The sequence below is a fragment of the Sporosarcina sp. OR05 genome (assembly GCF_041414805.1).
GTDB lineage: Bacteria > Bacillota > Bacilli > Bacillales_A > Planococcaceae > Sporosarcina > Sporosarcina saromensis.
Genome location: NZ_JANKJL010000046.1, coordinates 1 through 320 on the forward strand (window position 1 = coordinate 1; position 320 = coordinate 320).

The window sequence follows — 320 nt, forward strand, 5'->3', positions numbered from 1 at the left end:
TAGCCATTGCTGAAAATTTTAACCTTACACTTTTAGCTTGTTTCAACGATTAGCAGGATTTTCTCGCTTTCTAATCCCTTCTTCAAAACACTTGCTTTGTTCTTCTTTCTTGCAGTTAAACCATACTTTTCTCCGTTAGCTATCATTGCTATTGCATGTTCTTTCGCAGTTTTTTTCATATAAATCCCTCCTGTATCCATCTTGTTGTTTAGAAGCTATGCCTGTCCAACTAGCCATATTCATGTGCGTTAATATTCCCCCATGTTAAATCCCAGCCATTTTGTAATGAGCACCAAATATGTACGCTTTAAAGCCAAAAA

Annotated in this window: 1 protein-coding gene; it reads right to left on the reverse strand. The window is 36.2% G+C overall.

The window, feature by feature from the left end:
* Positions 1-32 precede the first annotated feature (32 nt).
* Complete coding sequence (locus NRI27_RS18015) at positions 33-179, reverse strand: hypothetical protein (RefSeq protein WP_371391913.1); 147 nt, start codon at positions 177-179, stop codon at positions 33-35.
* Positions 180-320: the final 141 nt, after the last annotated feature.

Bases quoted from the DNA above. Each gene is read 5' to 3' on its own strand.
- NRI27_RS18015 (WP_371391913.1), bottom strand. From the start codon at position 179: ATGAAAAAAACTGCGAAAGAACATGCAATAGCAATGATAGCTAACGGA.